The sequence below is a fragment of the Paenibacillus pabuli NBRC 13638 genome, from assembly GCF_001514495.1.
Taxonomy (GTDB): Bacteria; Bacillota; Bacilli; order Paenibacillales; family Paenibacillaceae; genus Paenibacillus; species Paenibacillus pabuli.
Genome location: NZ_BCNM01000005.1, coordinates 292,880 through 311,094, shown reverse-complemented (window position 1 = coordinate 311,094; position 18,215 = coordinate 292,880). Strand labels below are relative to the sequence as shown.

Genomic DNA, 18,215 nt, shown 5'->3' with positions numbered 1-18,215 from the left:
GATGTTCATATCGTTTAACCCTCTTAAGACAGAACGGGATTAGTCCCTGCTCTGTCTTTTTTGCATTTTAAAAAACTAAGCTGAGCCAATGGACAGAGGGGGAAGGACGTTTGTTAAACACCAACCATTTAAGATGAGACGTTTCGTTAAGATTAACAAGCATGTTAGTTATTTTTAGGTTTGATGACAATAAACCTACCTTCAACTTCAAAACGAAAAAAGAAACTCATATAATAACGCTAATATACCTAACGCAATTCATGGTCAACGTGAAGATAATGTTCTTATTGTTAAATATTTAACACAAATATGACACTTGATTCGAAACGAGCATACAACAAAGCAACCTAATTTACAATCCAACCTGATCTACAATCTGAAAAAAATTATTACTGGATTACATCGTGCATCTTGAAAGGGCTGATGAATAATGAGTCTCGAAGCATTGAACCAACGTGTAGCGCAAGATCTCGCTTTTTTGGCGTATGGTGGAGCAGATTGGATTCGTCCGCGAGAACATGCTGAAGGGCACATTTATGATGTTGTTATTGTAGGTGGTGGGCAGAGTGGTTTGGGAGCTGCTTTTGGATTTTTGCGTGAGCGAATCTCCAACATACTGGTCATTGATGAAAATGCCGCGGGGTTGGAGGGGCCTTGGGAAACGTATGCCCGAATGGTAACGTTGCGTACACCGAAGCATCTGACCTCCATAGATTTGGGTATTCCTTCCTTAACGTTCCGTTCGTGGTGGGAAGCGAAAGCGGGTTCCGAGGGATGGGCAGAGGTTGATAAAATACCGCGGGGTGAATGGATGAACTATCTGCGTTGGTATAGGCAAGTGCTCAATCTTCCAGTGTTGAATGAAGTGAAATTAACATTAATTGAACCTGCGGATCAAGGGATACACAGATTGCATATCTCCGGTGCAGCGGCTCCATCCAATGCATTGCTGGCTCGCAAGGTTGTGTTGGCTACTGGCATTCAGGGGGGTGGAGAATGGCATGTACCGCCTTTGATTGCAGAGAAGCTTTCCAAACATCTGTATGCACACACGTCGGAAATAATCGATTTTGAACAGTTGAAAGGTAAAAGAATTGCCATACTTGGCGGTGGGGCTTCTGCCTTCGATAATGCCAACCATGCACTTGCGGCTGGAGTATCTGAGGCTCACGTATTTGTACGGAGAGAACAATTGCCAAGTGTTAATCCAATTCGTCAGATGGAACAATCCGGTATGATTGAGCGATTTCATGTTCTCTCGGACGAGGATAAGTACGCGGCCATTTCACATTTCTTCAAGTATAATCAGCCACCTACCAATGATACCTTCAATCGGGCGGCTGCATGGTCCGGTTTCCAATTACATCTTCAAGCACCCTGGCTGGACGTGGAAATGAAAGATGGAAAACCGGTTGTGACTACACCGCAGGGGCGTTTTTCCTTTGATTTTCTGGTCATAAGTACAGGCATGGTGAGTGATCCGGCTCTTCGTCCCGAACTCCGAATGGTTGAAGCGCACATTGCGCGCTGGGCAGATCGTTATAAGGCCCCGGTCGAACAACGGAACGATTTGCTGGACGCACATCCATATCTTAGTCCCGGATTCGCATTGACCAGTCGAGATGAAGAAGGAGAACATAAGTTGCGAGGTTTGTTTGTTTTCAACTACTCTGCACTTGCGAGCTGCGGTCTATCCGCTTCAGCGATATCAGGAACACGTAATGCCGTGCCGAAATTGGTTTCAGCTGTAGCAGATCAACTGTTCCTGGACGATCGGGAGCAGATTATGCAGCAATTTTTCGAGTATAATGAGCAAGAATTTACCGCAATCTGGACGAAGAGCGGAGTTGGAACTTGAAAATAAAGAAACAAGGTACTCGAATGAAAGAGGTACCTTCATTTCAAGTTTAATAAATGACCGTACAGCATGTTAATCAGCTGTGCGGTTTTATTTTTATCGAAGTACATTTACGGTTGTTTGCATAATGTTGTAAAATGTCGAATTATACAGCTTTAAGGCAGGCGATAGATTATTGTGAGAATCATGGATTATGAGGGGTTTAGAGCCCATCTGAAGAAAGCATCACGTAAACGAAACGAACCTTTGATCAAAATTGTGGCTTTTCAGGAAAGGTATATGAAGATTGAAGAAATCCAATATTATGATGTAGAACAGAACTACATGAGTATTCAGGCATGTAATACACTATGGATGAATCTTGAAAATAAATCTTTCCGCAATCTGGTGTCTCATAATTTGAAGTACTTTCAAACCATGGACAACCTTGGGCGTCATTCATTGGAAAATCTAATCCGGGAACTGTATGACACGGCTGTTCCTATTCTGCTTGATTACGATCCGGACGACTATTATAATCTGCAGCAATTGTCCGAGATTCTGGTAATGGATGAGAACAAGCTAATCGAGCAATTGGAGATGGGGCGTTTCAAGGGGGCGTTCATCGATGAAGAAGGAAATTGGTTAAAACCTAAGCCGGATAAGGCGGAGCTATTCCTATAATTGAACGTATGAATGGATGCCAAATAGCTAACGAATATACATTCTGCAATGGAACGCCAATAGGGCACGTTGCAGTTTTTTTCATTAACTGAATGGTTAACGAGGGAAGGTCTGCTTCTTTTTTTTCAACAAAAGAATCGTCCTTGGGCCGGGTGCTCCTGGGATGAAAACAATTTGTTTTTGCTGGATCATAAGGCCCTTCTCTTTGGAGATGAAGCAGGGGGCTCTACCGTTCAGCTTGAACTGATTTGGATGCATAGGATAGGATAGTGAAGGATTAAAAAGTCGGTTGTTGACCGTTTTTGGAGGTTTGTAAATTATTTTGAACGAAAATGATTGTTTTTTGTGGATTATGTGGTACTATAGAAGCAGTTGGAGGAATGAATATGCTAACTGAAGAACGATATGCTGCAATTATAGAGCGCTTACAACAAAGAGGGATAGTGAAACTGCAAGAGCTCGTCGATGTAATTGGAGCCTCTGAATCAACGATAAGACGTGATTTGATTGACCTGGAAAGTCGACAGATGTTAAAGCGTATACATGGTGGAGCTTCTCTGGTGAATGAAAAAACACCGGAACCAGGTATGGAAGAAAAAACGTTCAAAAACATTCAACAAAAAACAACCATTGCTCGTTTAGCAGCACAGGAGATTAACAATGGTGAATGTATCTATCTGGATGCGGGGACAACAACATTAGCAATGATCCCTTATATTGAAGCAAGGGACGTTACAGTTGTGACCAATGGTCTTTCACATGTCGAGGCACTGGTGAGCAAACGAATTCGCAGTTATTTGCTTGGCGGAATGATGAAAATTCACACCAAAGCAGTGATTGGCAGTATTGCATTACAGAACATGGATAATTTCCGTTTTGACAAATGTTTTATCGGAACCAATGGGGTGGATGCCGAAATGGGGTATACAACTCCCGATCCAGAGGAAGCCTTGATTAAAAGACGTGCCCATCAGTTGTCCGGGAGATCTTATGTACTGGCTGATTCCAGCAAGATTGGGGAAATAACTTTTGCCAAACTGTTTGACCTGGAGGAGGCAGACTTGATCACCGAACATATGCCGGAACATTGGCGTTCTGTAATCGCCCAGAAAACTAAAATAATTGAGGGATAGCCATGATATATACCGTAACACTTAATCCTTCCATCGATTACATCGTGGAAGTGGATGATCTGAAGCTAGGTGAATTGAATCGCATGAACCGGGACCTGAAACTTCCCGGGGGAAAAGGAATTAACGTATCAAGAGTGCTTAATCAGTTGGGAGCAGATAACACTGCACTTGGGTTCCTCGGAGGGTTCACGGGCCGTTTCATTAATGACAAGTTGCAGGAAGATCAGATCCAGACGGACTTTATTACCATTGCTGATGATACCCGCATTAACATCAAGCTGAAGCATGGAGACGAGACGGAGATTAACGGGCTGGGCCCATCCATTCGTCCAGAGGAAGCTGAACTCTTGCTGAACAAGCTGACTTCATTACAAAAAGGAGATATCGTTATTCTTTCCGGAAGCATACCGCCTTCACTTGGAGCAGATTTCTACGATCGTCTCATTAACGTGTGCAAGCGCACGGGTGCGGAATTTGTAATCGATACGACAGGACCTGCATTAATGGATGCTCTGGTATATGAACCGCTGCTGGTGAAGCCGAACCATCATGAACTGGCAGAGCTGTTCGGAGTAAACATCGAGACAGAGGAAGAACTGGTGAAGTACGGTCGCAAACTTTTGGAAGCAGGAGCCAAGCATGTGCTGATTTCCATGGCAGGAGAAGGTGCGCTGTTTATTACCCAAACGGATGTTTACCACGCGAACGTACCAAAAGGCGTCGTAAAAAACTCGGTTGGTGCAGGAGACTCCATGATCGGTGGATTTGTTGGAACATTTGTAATGAACGAAGATTTGCTTGAAGCATTTCGCACTGGAGTTGCTTCAGGGAGTGCGACAGCTTTTTCGGATGATCTGGCAACAAAGGAACGTATTGAAGAACTGCATGCCCAAGTCTCCATAACAAAAATGTAGTCCTTACTAGATCAATAGCATGGATCACTCTTTGAAAAGGAAATGGTAGATTCGAATATATGAACGGTCGTAAGTAATGTCATGATAAACGGTCTGCGTAAATGCAGACCGACTGAACTTAAGGGAGTGTATCAACATGAGAATAACAGATCTGATGATCCAGGATACGATGATCATGGACCTGCAGGCCACAACGAAAGAAGAGGCTATCGATGAACTCATTGCAAGTCTAAACAGAAGCGGACGGATTAATGATCCGGTGCTGTTTAAGGAAATGATCTACAAACGCGAAGCTGAATCCAGCACAGGAATTGGTGGAGGCATTGCGATGCCCCATGCGAAGACCACAGCCGTGAATGAACCTACAGTGGTATTTGCCAAGAGTAAAAAAGGACTTGATTTTGAAGCGCTTGATGATGAGCCTGCTCATATATTCTTTATGATTGCAGCACCTGAAGGGGCGGCTAATACACATCTGCGCACGCTTGCGGCTCTTTCCAGGCTGTTGATTGATAGCGATTTCATATCTCAGCTGATGAGTACGGATACGCCGGCAGAAGTGGCTGCATTATTTGATGCCAAACAGGCAGAGGAAGCAGAAAAGAAAGCAGCCCAAGAGAAAGCGGAAGCGGAGAAGGCAGCAAGTGCTACTCAGGGAAACCATCCAGCATCGGCTTCTGGCAAAACAGATGGTCAGAACCTGCATACACCTGGTGTTATTGTTGGCAATGCAGCATCCGAAGATTTTGTCGTTGCGGTTACGGCTTGTCCAACAGGGATAGCTCATACGTTTATGGCTGAAGACGCTCTCAAAAAGAAAGCGCAGGAAATGGGTATCAATATTCGAGTGGAGACCAACGGTTCTGAGGGAGCGCAAAACGTTCTGACTGCTGCTGAAATTGCTCGGGCCAAGGGAGTTATTATTGCCGCAGATAAAAATGTGGAAATGGCCCGTTTTGACGGCAAACCGGTTCTGCAAAGACCAGTCAGCGACGGTATCCGCAAATCCGAAGAGTTGATCCGCAAAGCGGTTAACGGGGATGCTCCCATCTATCGCAGCGAGGGTGGCAGCGGTGACAAGGTCGAAGGGGAAAGCCAAGGCAAAATGAACATCGGCAGCAAAATTTATAAAGATTTGATGAACGGGATCTCTCACATGCTTCCATTTGTTGTGGGCGGCGGTATTTTGCTCGCGATCTCCTTCTTGTTTGAGCAGCTGGCAAGCCCTGATAATCCGCTCGTTCAATTGTTGCAGACCATTGGTGGCGGAACCGGTGCGTTCCACTTCCTGATTCCTGTCCTAGCCGGATTTATCGCAATGAGTATTGGTGATCGTCCAGCACTGATGCCGGGTATGGTGGGTGGATTGATGGCCGTAAATTCAAACGCTGGTTTCCTTGGTGGTCTGGCTGCTGGTTTCCTGGCAGGTTATGTTGTTATCGGTCTGCGCAAATTGTTTAAAGGATTGCCTAAAGCCATTGATGGTTTGAAACCGATCCTGCTGTATCCTGTATTCGGATTGCTTATCGTTGGTGCTATAAGTTTCTATGTCTTCGATCCAATCTTCGGTTCCCTGAACACATGGCTTGTGGATGCACTTGGAAACCTGGGTACTGGAAATGCCGTATTGCTCGGCATCCTGCTTGGCGGTATGATGTCCATCGATATGGGTGGACCGTTCAACAAAGCGGCCTATACATTTGCGATTGGGGTATTCACATCCAGCGGTAATACCGATGGTGCCTGGATGGCAGCGGTTATGGCAGGCGGTATGGTACCTCCACTAGCCATTGCACTGGCTACAACGTTCTTCAAATCCAAGTTTACGGAGCAAGAACGTAAATCAGGTTTGACGAATTACGTGCTCGGGTTTTCCTTTATCACCGAAGGTGCCATTCCATTCGCAGCAGCTGACCCGCTGCGTGTACTGACATCCTGTATTCTGGGATCGGCTGTGGCTGGTGGACTGACTCAATTGTGGAGCATTAATGTACCGGCGCCGCACGGTGGAATTTTCGTTGCAGCACTGGCTAATCACGCATTACTTTTCCTGCTTGCTGTAGCAATCGGTTCGGTAATCTCGGGTTTAATTCTGGGGCTGTGGAAAAAATCACCTACCCTCGTGAAATAAATGATAAGTGTTTGGTCCTTGAGCGAATAAGGTCAAAACAAACGAACGCACATTTTTTATCTAATTAAACAGGGCATCTTCTGAGTGAAATTCACTGAGAAGATGCCTTTTTATTTTGGTTTATACAGATCTGTGGTAAGATAAATATCATAATAATTAATGAAACGATGTTCCGTCTGATGAAACTGAACCTAAGCCTGAACCTAAACCTAAACTTCATAATGAGGAGGATTTAGAATGTCTGATGTGATTAAGGATGGGGTGCAGAAACAGTTTGCCAAAAATGCACAAAAATATGTAACAAGTGCCCGTCATGCCAAAGGTGAAGACCTGGCTTTGCTTGTTGCTTCGTCTCAAGCAAGTCCGGATATGGCTGTACTGGATATTGCCACTGGAGGAGGACATGTAGCCAATGCTCTGGCTCCGCTGGTGAAGCAGGTAACGGCATTGGACTTAACGGAGGCCATGCTGCAGGTGGCGGAACGTTTTATTCGGGGGAATGGGCACCAGAATGTAGACTTTGTGGCGGGCGATGCAGAGCATCTACCCTTTACTGACGGCTCTTTTGATCTTGTCACCTGCCGAATTGCCGCGCATCATTTTCCGGATGTACCCTCTTTTATATCCGAAGCGCTGCGAGTAACGAAGGAGGGAGGCAGATTGCTGTTGATTGACAACGTGGCACCTGAACGTGATGAGAATGACCGATTTTACAACGAAATAGAGAAGCGCCGTGATGCAAGCCATGTCCGCGCATTGCGCAAAACGGAATGGGTCCGAATCATTGAGCTGGCAGGATTCCGAATCGAAGCGATGATTTCCTTCGAGAAACCATTCTTGTTCGAGGAATGGTGCGAGCGGGCAGGGATGTCAGAGGAAGAGAAGAGAGCACTGGAGGCAAGCATGTTAAGCGAATCAGATGAGATCAAAACATACTTTAAACTGGAAACGAGCGAGCATGGCAGACTTCTTCGTTTTGAGGGAGAGAGTATATTAATTCAGGCAGCGAAATCCAGATAAGGCTGATCCAATTCAAAGGGCAGATTTACTCCTGAGAAGTAAACCTGCCTCTTTTTGAATTTAAGGTTTCAGTATAACTTTGGTACATTCGTCTTCGTGTTCGTGAAAAATCCGGTAAGCTTCCTTGGCGTTCTCCAGCGCCATGCGGTGGGAGATAATTTCTGTAGGATCGAATTCGCCTGCTGTGATCTTGCGGAAAAGTTCAGGCATATAGTGAATGACAGGGGCTTGTCCCATTCTTAGATTAATGTTTCGTTCAAACAAATTCCCCAGGGGGAACATATTATAGGACGAACCATATACACCCGTCAGCTGCATCGTTCCGAATTTGCGCACAGCCTTGATACCGATTTCGATTGCACTCAATCTGCCGCCATGAATTTTCAGCTTCTGTCCGATTTCTTCCAGTGTGGATTTTTTGCCGTCCATACCTACACAATCGATCACAACATCGGCGCCACCTTGGGTTATTTCGCGAATATGTTCACCCATATCGTCATACTCCTCAAAATTAAATACTTCGGAATCATTCATTCGACAGTTACGGTATCTCCTGGCTTCACCCCGGCATTTTCAACACTCCAGTATGCGGTAGGCAGAACATCGGACAGGAACAACAGGGCTTCATCCTCCAGCTCATACGATTCAGGGATAACAAATGGCATAAAATTCCCATAGGGAACACGTAAAAATTCGGCCTGACCACCCGGATAATTGCCATAACGTTCTGTGAAGCCGAAATAACCGCCAGTATGAATCTCCGGATTGCGGTTCGAGTTATCGCACTGGCTTTCCATGTCGTGATTGCAATAAAAGCACTCTCCGCAGGAGATGTTAAAAGGCAGCACCGAGGTGCATACAATTAAACGACAGGCCATTTCTCTTTACGCAGGGCATGAAGCAGTTCCGGAGAAGCGTTCAGGTTGTCACGCACCAGTTCTTCCGGGGTTAAGGCCATCCATTGATTTAGAGAAATATCTTCAAAGCGGTCACTTCTGAACATTTCCAAAAACCATAAGGTGTCTGTGCCTGTATTCTCGATGTAATGCCCCATGGCTATAGGCACGTATCCAACATCTCCCGCCCGATAGTCGAAAGTGCGCGCAATGCCGTTCCCTCCAAAAACCGTCATTCGTCCTTGCCCAGTCAAATAATATTGCCACTCATCCGCATTGGGATGCCAGTGCAGCTCACGCATGCCTCCAGGTTTGATTTCCACGAGGGCTGCGGCAACCGTTGTAGAAATCGGGAAGTTCGTCGAGTCCACAATGCGTACACTTCCTCCTGGTGTAATAATCGGTTTTTGGGCTAACAGTCGATGTTTGAAGGAGAGCGGAACGGTCCCGTAAGGGGACTGTACTTCCTGGCTTGCGAGGGAATCTGGAACTTGATCCTGAAAAATATAAACCTGTTCCGTAGGTATGGATTGGAATGCCGATTCGGGTAGGCCGAAATTGACAGACAATACTTCTTTGGGTGTATGGGCGAACCAATCGGAGATGGATAGTGTATTCAGATCGGAGAACGACCCGTCATCAAATACAAGCAAGAACTCACACCCATCATCCAGTCCTTGAATGGAATGGGGCAGACCTTTGGGGAAAAACCACAGATCTCCTGGTCCCACATCTGCAATAAAATTGCGACCACTCGGATCGACGGACGTAATCCGTGCCGTTCCCCAGATCATATAAGCCCATTCGGATTGCTGGTGCCAGTGCAGCTCACGTACGCCTCCTGGTGTAAGACTCATGTTCACACCAGCAAGCGTTGTGGCGATGGGCAGATCTCGTACCGTAATTTCGCGGGACCAGCCACCATGATTCAACTGCATATGTGTATCGGAAAAAGACATTCTCAGGTTGGGTAATAACCCGTTGTCAGTTACCGGTGGTACCAGCATATCCGGGTTTTGTAGGTCTCTCATCACATCACGGGGCCCCAGATCGGGTCCACCAGCACCGTCCTTTCGAATGGGTTGGGGGATAATTAAAGGCTTGCCGTTAGTATTGCTGCTATTTTTCATATGCAGACTCCTCCAATTCATCACTTCATCCTATGACGCAATTCGGTATAGAAGAGATTATGAAGCAGAGCCTGGCTATTATGAGAGACAGGAAAGACATACATGATCCTTCACAGAGGGGCGACCTTGGCGTCAAGGCGCAGAAACTGCTGTTCATAGATTTCATGTACTCTGCGCAGAATTGCGGGTCCTTGCTCTGTAAAACGAAGTTTGGTGGCCTTATTTTTAATCAGGAATGTACCGGATTGAAGTTTGGGTTGAGAAAAAGCAGCATTGTAAAGCAGCGAAGCCCCGTGACTTGGATGCGGGAAGAACATTCTCATGACTGGCTTAATATAAAAAGGCAGTCCAGATTGTTTATTGCCCCGAAGTGTGTTATTGCCCCCGGGGTCCACACTTAGCAACCGAATTCCTTCAGCTCGGGGGCCAGAAGCCACTTCGTGTGTCCATAAGGAGAGCGCGAGCTTCGAAGTGGCATAAGGACCGAACAGCTTTTTGAACTTGGCCGGATGTTCCAAAATGTCCAGGTTAAACTGTTTGACCATATTAAACGCGCTCGTGGACGTGTTAATAACCGTTTTGAGGGTGTCTTTATGGAGAAGATCCTGTAGTTCCATATAAATGATATACGGCACCACGGTCTGTAATTCAAAGTGCATCTCATGCCCCTGATCCGACAACTGAAGATCGTTACCACTGCCTCCGGCATTATTAAATAACACATCGATGGCATCCGTTTCAGATTTAATCTGATTCAGCGCTTTTTTCAAACTATCGTACTGGGTAAGATTAGCCTGAACCCAGCGGAGCTGACCGGAGCGCAATCTGTTCTGTATATCGTTATCTTCCTTCGGAAAAGCGGAACGGTTAAGACCGATGACTTGCCATCCTTCGGCTAACAAGGTGCGGGTTAGTTCAAGACCAATTCCCGAAGTTGAACCTGTAATTAAAGCGGTACGAAGTTTATGATTCGAATTCATATAAATACCTCCTGGGTGAATGGATTGACAGAATCCATCTGTCTAATGCGCTCATTCTATAATTTGGAGTCGACTCCAAGTCAAGCGTTCGATGTATATTAATAACAACCTTGACTTGGAGCTGACTCCAGGTTGTAAGATAGAGATAAACGAAGGCAAAGGAGGCCTATGCTGATGAGAGATCATGTAATGTTCTCCATTAAAGAAACGGCGGAACAGGCGGGTCTATCGGAAGACACCATTCGTTATTATGAGAAGATTGGACTTCTGCCCCGGGCTGAACGAAGGGCTAATCGTCATCGGGTATACCGACCGGAGGATATCCAGACGATGAAGCTCATTACGTGTTTGAAAAAAACAGGCATGTCTCTGGATGAGATGAAGCCTTATCTGCAGATGTCGATGGATTCGGACCTGGATGATTTCCCGGATGAGCGCGAAATGCTGATCAATCATCGGAAGAAGATCGAAGCACAGATCGCGTCATTGCAGCAGATCGTCGATTTTATCGATGAGAAGATGGAGAAACGAAGCATGTTCCCGGATGCATGTCCGATCATCGGGGATGACCAGATGTCTGTGTTTGAAAAAAGGAACGTGTTCTCCTGACTCCTGAGTTAGGTGTCCGTCAAATTGAAAAACCCACGTCAGGCTGACGTGGGTTTTTGCATGTATTTAGCATTCGATATGGAGGGTATGGCGAAGTCGTTTGATATCGCTTTTAGGGGGGAGGCCATACATACGGGCGTACTCCCGGCTGAATTGGGAAGGACTTTCATAACCAACCTGGAATGCAGCATCGGCTGCATCGGTTGACCCTGCAAGCAGCAAACGCCTTGCTTCCTGCAATCGAATTTGTTTTTGATATTGCAATGGGCTCATGGCTGTAACCGCTTTGAAATGATAATGCAATGAAGAAGTGCTCATGTTAATCATGGCAGCGAGTTGCTGGATACGAAGGGGGTGGGCGTATTCCGATTGAATCACTTCAATGACCTGTGCGATGTGCCGTGCGTGACTGTTCTGAACGGCAAACTGCCGGATGGAATGTCCGTGTTCATCCTGAATCATGCGATAGAGAATCTCACGAATCATGAGCGGAGCAAGGACAGGGATATCTTCGGGTGTATCCATGAGTCGAACCAAACGAATGACGGCTTCAAGAAGCGGGGGCTTGGTTGAACTTACAAACAATCCCCTTCGCGTTGATGATTCAGGTTTGATAGGGGTGGAAGGAAGATTTTGAATCAGATCGAAAATCTGCTCTGAATTAAAATCAAGTCGCAGACATAAATAGGGCCGATCCGCTGTTGCTTGTACAACCTGCCCTGAAATAGGCAAGTTTATGGAAGCAACTAAATATTGGGAAGGGTCATAGCTATAGCTTTCCTGTCCGAGAATAACCAGCTTGGAGCCTTGGGCAACAATGCAAAGTGCGGGTTCATGCACGGCATGAATAGGCTGGGAAACCTGGGAAGCACGAATCAAAGAGAGCGAAGGAATTGCCGTTGGATAGGTCCCCTCTTCGGGGGTGAAACGCTCAATCAACCGGGCCAATTCCTGCAGCTGCTGAATAATGGTTAGATCCGGTTCCATTTTAGGAAGCATGAATACAGATCCTCCTTTCATCGTAGCTCGTGTAACCATTTTAGAATGTGTCGGACAAATAGGCAAGAATACTGTGGGATTCTTCTATCGTATAGAGACGGATCCCCTACATAATAAGGGTAAGCCATTGAATCTTATGGACAACAGAAAGGAGCTTGGTGGATATATGAAACGGAATATGAACGAAGGCAGACAAGATTTTCAGCATCCCTATGTAGGGATGTGGGTGACGAAAGACGGATACATCAGGCATGAGCTTCTCCCTGACGGTCGATATGATGAAGCGCGGGGGAATAGACAAAGTGCATATCAAGGTCAGTACGTAGTCGATGGAGACCATATTGAATATGTGGATGATACGGGCTTTACAGCAGATGGTGATTTTAAGGACGGTGTTCTATATCATGCAGGCATGGTGCTGCACAGAGTGAATACACGATAAAAAACAAGAGGGAGCGAATGTAACATGTCTAATGTAAAAGGAAAAGTCGTTATGATTACCGGTGCAAGCAGCGGAATTGGGGAGGCAACGGCCCGTGTGTTGGCAGAGCAGGGTGCGCATGTTGTCATTGGCGCAAGACGTACGGAGCGTCTGGAAGCACTGGCAAGCGCTATTCGTTCGGAGGGTGGGTCGGTCGAGTGTCAATCGCTTGATGTTACTCAACTGGAAGAGATGAAAGCGATCGTGGAATTAGCACTTACTCGTTTTGGACGTCTGGACGTCATTTTAAACAATGCCGGAGTTATGCCGCTATCTCCCTTAGAGTCATTAAAAGTGGATGAGTGGAACCGGATGATTGATGTTAACATTCGTGGTGTTCTGCACGGCATTGCAGCTGGGTTACCAGTCATGAAAAAGCAGGGGTTCGGTCAATTTATTAATGTTGCCTCCATTGGAGCTTACGCTGTGTCACCTACCGCAGCGGTATATTGTGCAACAAAATACGCGGTTCGTGCGATCTCGGAGGGTCTGCGGCAGGAAGTAGGCGGTGATATCCGTGTAACCCTCGTCTCTCCGGGTGTGACTGAATCGGAACTGGCCGAATCCATCTCTGATGATGAAGCACGTGAGCTAATGAAAGATTATCGAAGCATATCCATTCCGGCTTCGGCTATTGCCCAGAGTATCTTGTATGCCATCAGCCAGCCAGCTGAGGTGGATGTCAATGAAATCGTAGTGCGACCGACGGCAAGCATGGCTTAGATCTTGGTCATCGACTTAAACGATGTTCCCAACCATTTTATTCGGGTTGGGTTTCTTTTTGTATTTTGAAATGAAACTTGCCCAGGTTGCAATATGGTATAGTAATGATCAAAGTAGTGTAGTGCACCAGAGAGAGAGGGGAATAATGCTTTGACGCTGCAACAGTTAAAATATGTGATTGAGGTCGCCACCCGTGGCTCAATGAATGAGGCAGCCAAACGGCTGTTTATCTCCCAGCCCAGTCTGTCGAATGCCATCCGGGACCTGGAGCAGGAACTGCGTATTACTATTTTTGAGCGTACGAATAAAGGAATTACATTGTCCAAGGAAGGCGTTGAATTTCTGAGTTATGCGCGTCAAGTGGTCGAACAGGCGGAATTGCTGGAGAACCGTTACTTGAATGCGAAGCCTTCCCCGCAGCATTTCTCCGTCTCCACACAGCACTATGCTTTTGCCGTGAATGCCTTTGTGAAGCTCGTGCAGCAATATGGACAGGATGAGTATGAACTGGCCTTGCGGGAAACGAAGACGTATGAGATTATCCAGGATGTAAAAAGTCTGCGCAGTGAGATCGGCATTCTTTATCTGAACGAATTTAATGCCAAGGTCATTAATAAGCTGCTCAAGGATGCGGGTCTGGTGTTTAACAGTTTGTTTATCGCCAAGCCGCATATCTTCATAAGTGTGCAAAATCCGCTCGCGAAGCAGGAGTCGGTTGCAATTGAACAGCTTCAGGATTATCCGTACCTCTCCTTTGATCAGGGAGAGTATAACTCCTTTCATTTTTCCGAGGAGATTCTCAGCACGCTTTCTCATCCCAAAAGCATACAGGTTAACGACCGGGCGACGCTGTTTAATCTGCTGATCGGTTTGAACGGATATACCATCTCCACAGGTGTGCTTAGTGCTGATCTGAATGGGAACGAGATTATCCCTGTCCCGCTGGAGTGTGAGGAGTCCATTAATGTCGGCTGGATCAGCCATAAAAATGCTTCGCTTTCCAATCTGGGCATGGAATATATTGAGGCCCTGCAAGAGGCCATTCAATCTTAAACGAAGGGAGAACAGGGATTGCGAGTTTTATACCGAAACAAGAGCGAGCAGCATGAATTGACGATATATGACACATCCAGGCTTTATGGGGAAAAGGGCCGGTTTCGCGTGCTGGAGTTCTCAAACGCAGCTGTACAGGGTGCCATAGATCTGGACGAACCCTCCCGAATGGTGCTGGAGTATCCAAGAGCGATGGCTCACCTGATGGAACGAAATCATCCCGATTATGAATCGGTATTTGTGATCGGGCACGGCATTGGAACCTTATCGACTTACCTGTCTAACCGTCAAGTAAAAGTCGCCGAACTCGATGCGGAAGTTGTTGAGCTGAGCCGAACTTTTTTTGGATATAGTGGAGGTGATGTGCTGATTGGTGATGGTCGTGAACGATTGCAGCAGGAAGCACCGGGTTCATACGATTATATCATTGTGGATGCTTTTACGGCTGCGGGGACACCTTCACAATTTACATCCAGTACCTTCTTTGCAATGGTGAAAGAAAGGCTGCGGGCTGGTGGAGCGGTACTGTTAAATGTATTCGGGCGTGCGGGCAACGACAGACTTGTAAATGCCATTCATACCACATTACAGGAGCAATTTACGTACACGCGTTCATTCGCCCTGCCATCCGCAACCGAAGCTGTGGATGAGGTCCAGAATCGTATCCTTGTCGGGAGTGACAGGCCCGTTTTAGCTCAAACGCGTCATATGGCAGGTTTTGTAGAACAGCAGCCTGAAGCTGGGTATGTTATTGTGGATTAGTTGAAACGGATATTAAAGAGCGATTCTGGTACTATTCTAAAAAAGTACCATTTCATGTGAGTAATTGTCATCAAATCGTCAATCTTCCGATTTAATTTTCTTAACTTCATAAACTATTTATTTCTTCTTAACAACTTTCGTATAAAATAGAAGGAATATGCCTTTTCATGAAAAACCGGGGGAAGCAATAATGATCGCAGAGAATAAAACATCCAGATTAAAAAGAAAAGTAAGGAAGATCAAAAAAATCAGCCTTACCGCTCTGTTGAGTGGATTGGTCACCATTGCCGTTTTGATGACATTGACCATTATGTTTATTTCATCTTATACATCCCAGAAGCAATCGCTGATTGATAATACGCTCTCACTTAATTATTCAAGTGCCGTGCAAATGAGCCAAACACTGGACTCGTTGTTTCAATCCATGCAGGCCAGTTTGAAGTATTCAGCCAACTACTTTCCGGAAATAGACTATGCAGACTCCAAAAAACTGGATTCCACACTGGATTTGATTCGAAACAGCAGTAATTATTTCAATTCGGTTTCTCTGATAGATGCATCAGGAATCATTCGGGGTTCGTCTCCTTATTTGGCAAAAAGCCTCGGAAAGCCTATAACTTCTGATGCAGCGAAAAATGCGTTTAAATCGAGGGATTCCTACATATCCGAAGCGTACCGTACACCTTATTCAAAACGAAGAGTCGTTTTTTTGAGTGAACCGATCTTCAGTGCATCAGGTGAATTCAACGGTTTAATTAGTGGGAGCATCTATCTACAGGAAAACAACATCTTGAATCTGTCATTTGGCAGTCAGTTGAAGACGAGCAATGGTTCTTATTTTTTTATTGTGGATTCCAAGGGAACACTGTTATTTCACCCGGACACGCAACGAATTGGTGAAAATATATCCAAAAACGAGGTCGTGCAGAAGTTGCTAAACGACCAGACGGGGAGAGAACAATATAAAAATCTGGCTGGAGTGGATTCACTTGCAGGTTATTACAAAGTGCCGACAACAGATTGGGGAGTTGTCGTGGTATCTCCCACGCAGATCGTATACGATCAGTTAAATGAACATATTCGTATGCTGCTGTTGTACACCTCTGTCCCGTTTATCATCCTGACGCTTATTGTCATCCGCGTAGCACGGAAGCTGGCCAGTCCGTTTGTTTACCTTGCGGATTTGGTTAACCAGGTGAATCGGGGGAAAGTGGACCTGCCGGTAATGAAACCGCATTGGAACAGGGAAGCTGACTTGTTGACCCGCACCGTGTTAAGTGCTTTGGCGAATTTTCGAAAGCAAACGGATCAGCTTACCTATGACGCCAGAACGGATGTATTGACCGGAATGACCAATCGAAGAACGTTTGAAGAAGTCATTCAGCAATGGATTGAAGAAGAAGTTCTTTTTTCCATCGTGGTGCTGGATATTGACCGTTTCAAAACCATAAATGATACGTATGGGCATCATGCAGGCGATCAGGTTCTGAAGCATATCGCGAGCATTATCAAGTTGTCGGTTCGTGCGCAGGATATATGTTCCCGGTTTGGCGGCGAGGAATTTGTAGTGTTATTGAGACATACTGAATCCAAAACAGCGTATCAGATTGCCGAGCATATTCGTGTATCCGTAGAGGAAAGCGTATTACCCATTGATCGTACCGTGACCATTTCAGCAGGTGTTGCCGAGTATCCGCTCCATTCTACAACAGCGACAGAGCTGTTCCATTTGGCGGATAACGCGTTATACCAAGCTAAGGAAGAAGGACGCAATCGTACCGTTACGATTCAAACTGTTATGAAATAAAGAGTTTTACGTATATTCTATCGGAATAAAAAGAAGCTAATCCCGTCTGAGGAAGGGATAGCTTCTTTTGTCTTTAACTCAGACCTCTTGCGATCTGGCCAAAACCTCATTGGTATACTGTTCTCCCCAGTCACGCATGCTGTAGATAATGGGACGAAGGGTTTCGCCGAATGGGGTAAGGGAGTATTCCACTTTAGGCGGAACCTGTGGATATATTTCCCTGTGTACAATTCCGCTGCTCTCCAGTTCTCGTAGTTGGAGAGTGAGCATCCGCTGGGTGATGTCAGGAAATAATTTTCTGATCTCATTAAATCTTAATGAACCAGAGAACAAGTGATATAGAATGGCGCCTTTCCATTTGCCTCCGATAACGCTAAGCGTCACCTCTACAGAACAGCCATACGGCGCGGGGCATGCGTCTGTCGAAATCTTTTTCATTATAGGTGCACCTCCAGTTCGTGGTGGTTCGTTATGGTATCGAATAGAATACTACATTCCATAAATGTACGTATGGTTCATCTACGAGCATATCACTTCTCATGCAGATTATAAACCCCTTTACATCGAAGTATGTTAAGACAACGAAGAACCCCGGTTTCATTTTGCGAAACGTCGAGGTTCTGATGACAGAAGTAGTTTAGTTATATCAAGGCGTCCAAGGAGTATGCTCCTGCACCAGCAAGGGCAACACCGATTAATGATCCGAGCATCACCAGATGGTATTCAAATCCACCGTCCATATTCCAAAGTCCCTTACCTGCATGGACTTTGGCTATAGCAACGAGCAGCAGGATGACGAGCAAAATGGCCCCGACGATAGTCCATAGACCTACCCCGAAAAGGAATCCGCCGATCAATTCAATAAGCCCTCCGCAGACTGCCATAACTCTCGCAGGTTTCAGGCCAATTGCTCCAAAAAACGCGGCTGTTCCCGATAATCCCTCTCCACCAAACCAGCCAAACAATTTCTTGCATGCATGACCCATCATAATAAAAGCAATAACAAGTCGAATGATAAGTAATCCGGTGTCCAGCATCTGTGATTTCCTCTTCTCT

At 45.8% G+C, this 18,215-nt stretch carries 17 protein-coding genes and 1 pseudogene; 12 read left to right on the top strand and 6 right to left on the bottom strand.

Going from position 1 to position 18,215, the window contains the following annotated elements; translation table 11 throughout:
- Window positions 1-430: 430 nt before the first annotated feature.
- From PPA03S_RS09855 to PPA03S_RS09830, 6 genes are all read left to right on the top strand, one after another.
- Window positions 431-1,858 (top strand): flavin-containing monooxygenase, encoded by a 1,428-nt coding sequence (locus PPA03S_RS09855; RefSeq protein ID WP_062322244.1) that lies wholly within the window; start codon window positions 431-433, stop codon window positions 1,856-1,858.
- A 177-nt stretch (window positions 1,859-2,035) separates the two neighbouring features.
- Entirely contained in the window at window positions 2,036-2,521 is a 486-nt protein-coding gene (locus PPA03S_RS09850) for a hypothetical protein (protein WP_062322242.1), read from the top strand.
- 386 nt (window positions 2,522-2,907) lie between these two features.
- The gene (locus PPA03S_RS09845; RefSeq protein WP_062322240.1) at window positions 2,908-3,654 is read left to right on the top strand and encodes a DeoR/GlpR family DNA-binding transcription regulator; all 747 of its coding nucleotides are present in this window, start codon (window positions 2,908-2,910) and stop codon (window positions 3,652-3,654) included.
- Between the two features lie 2 nt (window positions 3,655-3,656).
- The gene (pfkB, locus tag PPA03S_RS09840; RefSeq protein WP_062322239.1) at window positions 3,657-4,568 is read left to right on the top strand and encodes a 1-phosphofructokinase; all 912 of its coding nucleotides are present in this window, start codon (window positions 3,657-3,659) and stop codon (window positions 4,566-4,568) included.
- A gap of 136 nt (window positions 4,569-4,704) precedes the next feature.
- The gene (locus PPA03S_RS09835; protein WP_062322236.1) at window positions 4,705-6,699 is read left to right on the top strand and encodes a PTS fructose transporter subunit IIABC; all 1,995 of its coding nucleotides are present in this window, start codon (window positions 4,705-4,707) and stop codon (window positions 6,697-6,699) included.
- Window positions 6,700-6,936: 237 nt separating this feature from the next.
- Window positions 6,937-7,719 (top strand): class I SAM-dependent methyltransferase, encoded by a 783-nt coding sequence (locus PPA03S_RS09830; protein ID WP_062322234.1) that lies wholly within the window; start codon window positions 6,937-6,939, stop codon window positions 7,717-7,719.
- A gap of 60 nt (window positions 7,720-7,779) precedes the next feature.
- On the opposite strand, the pseudogene PPA03S_RS09825 reads toward PPA03S_RS09830, so the two are convergent.
- From PPA03S_RS09825 to PPA03S_RS09815, 3 genes and pseudogenes are all read right to left on the bottom strand, one after another.
- Window positions 7,780-8,567, bottom strand: a pseudogene (locus tag PPA03S_RS09825) (MDR/zinc-dependent alcohol dehydrogenase-like family protein); the annotation flags it as partial.
- 14 nt (window positions 8,568-8,581) lie between these two features.
- Window positions 8,582-9,745, bottom strand: a complete 1,164-nt coding sequence (locus tag PPA03S_RS09820; RefSeq protein WP_062322232.1) for an oxalate decarboxylase family bicupin — start codon at window positions 9,743-9,745, stop codon at window positions 8,582-8,584.
- A gap of 110 nt (window positions 9,746-9,855) precedes the next feature.
- Window positions 9,856-10,725 carry an SDR family NAD(P)-dependent oxidoreductase gene (locus PPA03S_RS09815; RefSeq protein WP_062322230.1) on the bottom strand — a complete coding sequence of 290 codons (870 nt, stop codon included), beginning with the start codon at window positions 10,723-10,725 and terminating at the stop codon, window positions 9,856-9,858.
- 174 nt (window positions 10,726-10,899) lie between these two features.
- On the opposite strand from PPA03S_RS09815, the gene PPA03S_RS09810 reads away from it, so the two are divergent.
- Window positions 10,900-11,334, top strand: a complete 435-nt coding sequence (locus tag PPA03S_RS09810) for a MerR family transcriptional regulator (RefSeq protein ID WP_245683560.1) — start codon at window positions 10,900-10,902, stop codon at window positions 11,332-11,334.
- Between the two features lie 66 nt (window positions 11,335-11,400).
- Here the strand turns inward: PPA03S_RS09810 and PPA03S_RS09805 are convergent, their stop codons facing one another.
- On the bottom strand, window positions 11,401-12,333 hold the full coding sequence (locus PPA03S_RS09805; RefSeq protein WP_062322227.1) for an AraC family transcriptional regulator: 933 nt from the start codon (window positions 12,331-12,333) through the stop codon (window positions 11,401-11,403).
- Between the two features lie 166 nt (window positions 12,334-12,499).
- Here PPA03S_RS09805 and PPA03S_RS09800 point away from each other — a divergent pair, with 166 nt between their 5' ends.
- The 5 genes from PPA03S_RS09800 (at window position 12,500) to PPA03S_RS09780 (ending at window position 17,159) form a co-directional block, all read left to right on the top strand.
- On the top strand, window positions 12,500-12,775 hold the full coding sequence (locus tag PPA03S_RS09800) for an Atu4866 domain-containing protein (protein ID WP_174532122.1): 276 nt from the start codon (window positions 12,500-12,502) through the stop codon (window positions 12,773-12,775).
- A gap of 24 nt (window positions 12,776-12,799) precedes the next feature.
- Window positions 12,800-13,537: an SDR family oxidoreductase gene (locus PPA03S_RS09795; RefSeq protein WP_062322225.1), complete on the top strand. Its 738-nt coding sequence runs from the start codon at window positions 12,800-12,802 to the stop codon at window positions 13,535-13,537.
- A gap of 150 nt (window positions 13,538-13,687) precedes the next feature.
- The gene (locus tag PPA03S_RS09790) at window positions 13,688-14,590 is read left to right on the top strand and encodes a LysR family transcriptional regulator (RefSeq protein ID WP_062322223.1); all 903 of its coding nucleotides are present in this window, start codon (window positions 13,688-13,690) and stop codon (window positions 14,588-14,590) included.
- Between the two features lie 18 nt (window positions 14,591-14,608).
- The gene (locus PPA03S_RS09785) at window positions 14,609-15,352 is read left to right on the top strand and encodes a spermidine synthase (RefSeq protein ID WP_062322221.1); all 744 of its coding nucleotides are present in this window, start codon (window positions 14,609-14,611) and stop codon (window positions 15,350-15,352) included.
- 190 nt (window positions 15,353-15,542) lie between these two features.
- Window positions 15,543-17,159 (top strand): sensor domain-containing diguanylate cyclase, encoded by a 1,617-nt coding sequence (locus tag PPA03S_RS09780; protein WP_062322315.1) that lies wholly within the window; start codon window positions 15,543-15,545, stop codon window positions 17,157-17,159.
- 78 nt (window positions 17,160-17,237) lie between these two features.
- Here the strand turns inward: PPA03S_RS09780 and PPA03S_RS09775 are convergent, their stop codons facing one another.
- On the bottom strand, window positions 17,238-17,597 hold the full coding sequence (locus PPA03S_RS09775) for a winged helix-turn-helix transcriptional regulator (protein ID WP_062322219.1): 360 nt from the start codon (window positions 17,595-17,597) through the stop codon (window positions 17,238-17,240).
- A gap of 203 nt (window positions 17,598-17,800) precedes the next feature.
- On the bottom strand, window positions 17,801-18,196 hold the full coding sequence (locus tag PPA03S_RS09770; RefSeq protein ID WP_062322217.1) for a DoxX family protein: 396 nt from the start codon (window positions 18,194-18,196) through the stop codon (window positions 17,801-17,803).
- Between the last annotated feature and the right edge of the window lie 19 nt (window positions 18,197-18,215).

Bases quoted from the DNA above. Each gene is read 5' to 3' on its own strand.
- PPA03S_RS09855 (WP_062322244.1), top strand. From the start codon at position 431: ATGAGTCTCGAAGCATTGAACCAACGTGTAGCGCAAGATCTCGCTTTT.
- PPA03S_RS09805 (WP_062322227.1), bottom strand. From the start codon at position 12,333: ATGCTTCCTAAAATGGAACCGGATCTAACCATTATTCAGCAGCTGCAG.
- PPA03S_RS09770 (WP_062322217.1), bottom strand. From the start codon at position 18,196: ATGCTGGACACCGGATTACTTATCATTCGACTTGTTATTGCTTTTATT.
- PPA03S_RS09820 (WP_062322232.1), bottom strand. From the start codon at position 9,745: ATGAAAAATAGCAGCAATACTAACGGCAAGCCTTTAATTATCCCCCAA.
- PPA03S_RS09835 (WP_062322236.1), top strand. From the start codon at position 4,705: ATGAGAATAACAGATCTGATGATCCAGGATACGATGATCATGGACCTG.
- PPA03S_RS09780 (WP_062322315.1), top strand. From the start codon at position 15,543: ATGATCGCAGAGAATAAAACATCCAGATTAAAAAGAAAAGTAAGGAAG.
- PPA03S_RS09810 (WP_245683560.1), top strand. From the start codon at position 10,900: ATGAGAGATCATGTAATGTTCTCCATTAAAGAAACGGCGGAACAGGCG.
- PPA03S_RS09815 (WP_062322230.1), bottom strand. From the start codon at position 10,725: ATGAATTCGAATCATAAACTTCGTACCGCTTTAATTACAGGTTCAACT.
- PPA03S_RS09795 (WP_062322225.1), top strand. From the start codon at position 12,800: ATGTCTAATGTAAAAGGAAAAGTCGTTATGATTACCGGTGCAAGCAGC.
- pfkB (WP_062322239.1), top strand. From the start codon at position 3,657: ATGATATATACCGTAACACTTAATCCTTCCATCGATTACATCGTGGAA.
- PPA03S_RS09800 (WP_174532122.1), top strand. From the start codon at position 12,500: ATGAAACGGAATATGAACGAAGGCAGACAAGATTTTCAGCATCCCTAT.
- PPA03S_RS09775 (WP_062322219.1), bottom strand. From the start codon at position 17,597: ATGAAAAAGATTTCGACAGACGCATGCCCCGCGCCGTATGGCTGTTCT.
- PPA03S_RS09845 (WP_062322240.1), top strand. From the start codon at position 2,908: ATGCTAACTGAAGAACGATATGCTGCAATTATAGAGCGCTTACAACAA.
- PPA03S_RS09830 (WP_062322234.1), top strand. From the start codon at position 6,937: ATGTCTGATGTGATTAAGGATGGGGTGCAGAAACAGTTTGCCAAAAAT.